Annotated in this window: 1 protein-coding gene; it reads right to left on the bottom strand. The window is 65.5% G+C overall.

All coding sequences use genetic code 11. The features are described 5' to 3' along the window. Nucleotides 1-53: 53 nt before the first annotated feature. On the bottom strand, nucleotides 54-1,491 hold a 1,438-nt coding region (locus BST28_RS22860; protein ID WP_165758140.1), incomplete at its 5' end, for a SpnB-like Rossmann fold domain-containing protein.

The raw sequence follows: 1,491 nt of genomic DNA on the forward strand, positions 1-1,491 counted from the left end.
CCGGTCGAATCCCGTTGTGCTAGACTACAACTCGTAGTCAAATCATCTCTGACTTACACAGAATTCGTGACAGGCTCCATTTCGAGGAAGCGGCCACCTGCACCCAACAGGCTCAGCGACGTGTCGACGAACTCACCGGCCAGCGCGTTGAGCACCACATCGACCCGCGGGAACCGAGTGCCGAACTCAAGGGTGCGCGATGACGCGATGTGCGCATCGTCTAGGCCCAATTCGCGCAGGACCGGCCACTTCGCCTCACTCGCGGTCGCGAACACCTCGCAACCCAGTCGCTGGGCTATCTGGATCGCGGCCATCCCCACACCGCCGGCGCCGGAGTGCACCAGCACGCGCTCGCCGGCCTGCAATTCAGCCAGGTCGACCAGACCGTAGTGAGCGGTCAGGAATACCAGCGATACGGTGGCCGCCTGTGTGAATGACCAACCCTCGGGAATCTTCGCAAGCATGCGGTGGTCACTTACAGCAAGCGGACCGTACGCCCCGGGAATCAGCCCCATGACTCGCTCGCCGGGCGAGAGGCCTTCCACATCCGGGCCGACCTCGATCACCACCCCCGCGCCTTCGGATCCGAGCGGCGGCGCCTGGCCGGGAAACATTCCCAGTGTGATGACCACGTCGATGAAGTTGACGCCCGCCGCGTGCACCGCAACCCTGACTTCGGTCCCGGTCAGCGGTCGCTGTGCTGCGTTATTCGGCAGCAGTGCCAGTCCTTCGAGGGATCCCGGTCTCGCAACCTGGAGGGACCAAGCCCTCTCGTGTGGGAGGGTTTGGAGGTGGTTGATGCGTCGTAGGCGTGGGATGTGGAGTTGTGTGGGGCGGGCGGCGATTTGGGGTTCGGTGTCGGCGATGGTGAGGGCGTGGGAGAGCAGGTCGTTGTGGTCGCGGCCGTCGTTGGGGAGGTCGATGAGGACGAATCGGTGGGGGTGTTCGGCTTGAGCGGAGCGGACCAGTCCCCAGATCGCTGCGGTGGTCGGGTCTGGGTTGTCGTGGGGTGCGGCGGCGACGGCGCCGCGGGTGACGATGACCAACGGTGATGACTTGGTGTCGTCGTCGATGGCGTTTTGGAGCAGTGTGAGTGTCTGGTGCAGGACGGCTCGCAGGTCCTCGCCGTTGATGTGCGCGATGTCGAGGTCGGGTGGGGCGGCTGTGGGGTCTGTGGGCGCCTCGACGGGGGTCCATTCGATTTCGTAGAGTCCGGTGCCGCGATCGGTGGGTTCGGCGCCCAGGGCGCCGGAGGGCAGTGGGCGCACGAGCAGGCCGTCGAGGGTGAAGGCCGGCGCGCCGTTTTCGTCGACGGCTGCTAGGGACACCTGTTCGCCGGTGCTGGTGAGGTGGACCCGCAGGCTGGTGGTTGCGCGGGTGTTGACATGTAGGCCGTTCCAGGAGAACGGCAGGCGCAGTTGGTCGTTGGTGTTGATGAGCAGTGCGTGTAGGGCGGCGTCGAGCAGTGCCGGGTGCAGGTTGTAGTCGCCG

It is taken from the genome of Mycolicibacter kumamotonensis, from assembly GCF_002086285.1.
Lineage (GTDB): Bacteria > Actinomycetota > Actinomycetes > Mycobacteriales > Mycobacteriaceae > Mycobacterium > Mycobacterium kumamotonense.